Origin of the sequence: Streptomyces sp. NPDC006265, assembly GCF_040613555.1 — a bacterium.
Lineage (GTDB): Bacteria > Actinomycetota > Actinomycetes > Streptomycetales > Streptomycetaceae > Streptomyces.
Genome location: NZ_JBEXSH010000827.1, coordinates 1 through 4,050 on the forward strand (window position 1 = coordinate 1; position 4,050 = coordinate 4,050).

The 4,050-nt window shown below is 70.8% G+C and carries 4 protein-coding genes and 1 pseudogene; 2 read left to right on the plus strand and 3 right to left on the minus strand.

What is annotated here, in order from left to right; genetic code table 11:
* Positions 1-324 (minus strand): annotated as a pseudogene (locus tag ABZ281_RS40810) (hypothetical protein); the annotation flags it as partial.
* Positions 325-575: 251 nt separating this feature from the next.
* Here ABZ281_RS40810 and recA point away from each other — a divergent pair.
* Together recA and recX are read left to right on the plus strand one after the other, a co-directional pair.
* Entirely contained in the window at positions 576-1,700 is a 1,125-nt protein-coding gene (gene recA, locus ABZ281_RS40815; protein ID WP_356663022.1) for a recombinase RecA, read from the plus strand.
* Between the two features lie 3 nt (positions 1,701-1,703).
* Entirely contained in the window at positions 1,704-2,522 is an 819-nt protein-coding gene (gene recX, locus ABZ281_RS40820; protein WP_356663023.1) for a recombination regulator RecX, read from the plus strand.
* 127 nt (positions 2,523-2,649) lie between these two features.
* Here the strand turns inward: recX and ABZ281_RS40825 are convergent, their stop codons facing one another.
* A complete protein-coding gene (locus ABZ281_RS40825) occupies positions 2,650-3,003 on the minus strand; it encodes a rhodanese-like domain-containing protein (RefSeq protein WP_356663024.1) in 354 nt (117 codons plus the stop codon).
* Positions 3,004-3,277: 274 nt separating this feature from the next.
* The coding region (locus ABZ281_RS40830; protein WP_356663025.1) for an FAD-dependent monooxygenase at positions 3,278-4,050 on the minus strand (773 nt) is incomplete at its 5' end.

Consider the following 4,050-nt stretch of genomic DNA (forward strand, 5'->3'; position numbering starts at 1 on the left):
TTCGGCCCGCTCCGGCAGCGCCGGATCGGCGGCGAGACGGAGCAGGAACGGCAGGGCTGCGGGCATGGCCGGGCCCAACCGGAAGACACCGTCCATCAGGACGTTGCAGAGCACCCGCTCGGCCTCGGAAGCCGCGGCCGGATCGAGCAGACCGCGCATGAGGGCCCCGACACCGGCGGGGCACCCGGGGAAGTCCGCCCAGGCGATGTCGTCGCAGCCGCGGAGCGCCGGGTGATCCCGACCGGACGGCGGCGGGGCCTGCGGGAACTCCTGGAGGAACCGCGCGACGGCGGCTTCCCTGCCCGCTGCGGCGATCCGACACATCCGTCTCTCCCCCTGGGTGCGCGCCGCCGCGATCAGGGTAGGCGGTGCCGCGTGGTGCGCTTGACACGAAAATCGAACATCCATTCTGATGGAGGCGCCGGCGAAGCTCAACGAAGGGCATTTCGACGTACTTTGGGTAGAGAAGTGCCCGAGTTATCCACAGGCTGGACGTGCGTCGGGGCGCATTGTCAGTGGCAGGCGTTAGCGTCTTTGACGTGAAGCGATCGACTCAAGCAAATCGGGTGGAACCCATGGCAGGAACCGACCGCGAGAAGGCCCTGGATGCCGCACTCGCACAGATTGAACGGCAATTCGGCAAGGGCGCGGTCATGCGCATGGGTGACCGGGTGAACGAGCCCATCGAGGTCATTCCGACCGGGTCCACCGCCCTCGACGTGGCCCTCGGCGTGGGCGGCCTGCCGCGCGGCCGCGTCGTCGAGGTCTACGGACCGGAGTCCTCCGGTAAGACCACCCTGACCCTGCACGCGGTGGCGAACGCGCAGAAGGCCGGCGGCCAGGTCGCCTTCGTCGACGCGGAGCACGCACTCGACCCCGAGTATGCGAAGAAGCTCGGCGTCGACATCGACAACCTCATCCTCTCCCAGCCGGACAACGGGGAGCAGGCCCTGGAGATCGTGGACATGCTGGTCCGCTCCGGCGCCCTCGACCTCATCGTCATCGACTCCGTCGCCGCGCTCGTCCCGCGTGCGGAGATCGAGGGCGAGATGGGCGACAGTCACGTCGGTCTGCAGGCCCGTCTGATGAGCCAGGCGCTGCGGAAGATCACCAGCGCGCTCAACCAGTCCAAGACCACCGCGATCTTCATCAACCAGCTCCGCGAGAAGATCGGCGTGATGTTCGGCTCCCCGGAGACCACGACCGGTGGCCGGGCACTGAAGTTCTACGCCTCGGTGCGCATCGACATCCGCCGCATCGAGACCCTGAAGGACGGCACGGAGGCGGTCGGTAACCGCACGCGCTGCAAGGTCGTCAAGAACAAGGTCGCGCCGCCCTTCAAGCAGGCCGAGTTCGACATCCTCTACGGCCAGGGCATCAGCCGCGAGGGCGGCCTGATCGACATGGGTGTGGAGCACGGCTTCGTCCGCAAGGCCGGCGCCTGGTACACGTACGAGGGCGACCAGCTCGGTCAGGGCAAGGAGAACGCGCGCAACTTCCTGAAGGACAACCCCGACCTGGCCAACGAGATCGAGAAGAAGATCAAGGAGAAGCTCGGCGTCGGGGTGCGTCCCGAGGAGCCGGCCGCCGAGCCGGGCACGGACGCCGCGGTCTCCGCACCGGCCGACGCGGCCCCGGCTGTCCCCGTCCCGGCACCGGCCAAGACCGCCAAGTCCAAGGCCGCCACAGCCAAGAGCTGATCCGTGACACGGCGAACCGACTGGGCGGAGTACGAGTACGCCACCTCCGGTGTCCCACGGGGGAGGGGCACCGGAGGCGACACGGGCTCAGCCGTGGACGGGGTGGAAGACCCCGGGGACATGCCGTACGAGGGTGACGGGCTGTACGAGGACGGGGGCGACCCCGAGCCGTACGGGTGCGGCTCAGCCAGAGGCGGCTCGCGTGACGGCGGGCCGCGGGGCAGGCGCGGTCGTCGTCGGCGTGGCGTCGGCGAGGCGGCGGCTGATACCGAGGACGGAGGTGCCCTCTCCTCGTCGAGGGCCGAGCAGGAGGCACCTCCAGGGGACCCGGTCGAGCGGGCTCGGGCGATCTGCCTGCGCCTGCTCACCGGGACCCCGCGGACCCGCAAGCAACTCGCCGAAGCCCTGCGCAAGCGGCAGATCCCGGACGACGCCGCCGAGGAGGTGCTGTCGCGGTTCGAAGAGGTCGGCCTCATCAACGACAGTGCATTCGCGGACGCCTGGGTGGAGTCCCGCCACCACGGCAGAGGACTGGCCCGGCGCGCGCTCGCCCGGGAGCTGCGGACCAAGGGCGTCGACTCGACGCTGATCGACGAAGCCGTCTCCCAGCTCGACTCCGAGCAGGAAGAGGAGACCGCGCGCGAACTCGTCGCGCGCAAGCTCCGCTCCACCGGCGGACTCGACCGCGACAAACGCCTCCGCCGGCTCGCGGGCATGCTCGCCCGCAAGGGATACCCCGAGGGCATGGCCCTGAGGGTGGTCCGGCAAGCGCTGGAGGAGGAGGGGGAGGACACGGAGTTTCTCGGGGACGAGGGGTTCTGAGGGGTGCGTAGGGCTTGGAGTACGCAGGGCCAGACGGTGACGCGAGCACCTGACGCACTGCGTTGAGGGCTGAGGCACGCAGAACCAGCCCCCCCCACAAGCCCAGCCCTCCGCAGTCAACCAGAGGTCACTCCACCGGCAACCCCGCCCCGCGCCAAGCCAACCCCCCGACCAGGTCCGTGGCCCTGTGCAAGCCCAGCTGGTGCAAGGACTGGGCCGCCAGGCTGGACGCGTAGCCCTCGTTGCAGAGCACGATGATGCGCAGGGCGTGGCTCGTGGCCTCGGGGAGGCGGTGGCTGCCCTGGGGGTCGAGGCGCCATTCCAGTTCGTTGCGCTCGACGACGTGGGCGCCGGGGATGAGACCGTCCCGTTCGCGCAGGGCGGCGTAACGGATGTCGACCAGGAGCGCGTCGCCGGACTGGGCAGCCTCGTAGGCCTCCCGCGCTTCGAATCCCGCTCGTAGCCCGCCCGGACGCGACACGGGTGCCGTCCTGAAGGTCCTGATGAGGGCTCGCGAGCAAGGCGCGGCAGCCGGCAGACAGAGCACGGCACGCGCAGAGGGAGGGAACGCGAAGTCAGCAGGACGGGCGACACACGCAGCCCGCATAGCGGAGGAGGCCCATATGGACCCTCCGCCACAGGCGCACACAGGTGTCGGTCACGCACCGGAGTACACCACGGCCGCCCAGGCAGGTCGACTCACTGTCACCATGCGGACGCACCGTGACAGTGATCGCATCGCTCCGGTGCCGATCTCAGCGCGAACCGGCCGAGGCACCGGCCTCCGCCTGCGCATTCATCGGTCCGCCGACCGTGGCCTCCGCCGCCGCGTACAGATCGGCCGGGCGCACCCCGCTCAGCGCGGTCACCAGGTGCCCGTCGGGGCGCACCAGCAGCACCGTGTGCGCGGCGGCGCCCGGATACCTCTCGGCGACGAGCAACTCGGCCGGGTGCGGAAGTGCCGTGACCGCCGCCGCGAGCTGCGGCATGATGCCCGCGCTGACCCAGTGCTTGCGCTCCCAGACACCCGTGCCCGGCGCGATCAGTACGACGAGCAGCGCACCGCGGCCGAGCCGGTCCCGCAGCCGTACGAAGGTGCCGTCCTCCGCGGTGACCCGTACATCGGTGACCGGGGTACCGAGCGGCGTGTCGACCGGCACCTCCCCTTCGAGGCGTTGGGGTGCGAGAGGCGAGTCGGCGTACGCCCCCGGCGCGCCGAGCTGGCCCTGCCCCAAGTGACCCTCCGTGAGGAGAGCGTCGTGGCCCCGGGACGAGCCGGGGACGACGGCGCGCAGTCCTCCACCGCCGCGCAGCAGCGGCAGCGCCTGGTCGGCCGCGCGGAGCCGGGCGGCGACGACCGCCCGCCGTTCCGTCTGGTAGCTGTCGAGGAGAGCCTCGTGCGGCCCGTGGTGCCAGGCCAGGGCCAGTTTCCAGGCGAGGTTGTCGGCGTCCCGCAGGCCCAGGTCTGCCCAGGCGACGGTGTCGCCGCCGGGCTTCCGCTGGGCCTCGGCGAAGGAGGTCGTGCCCT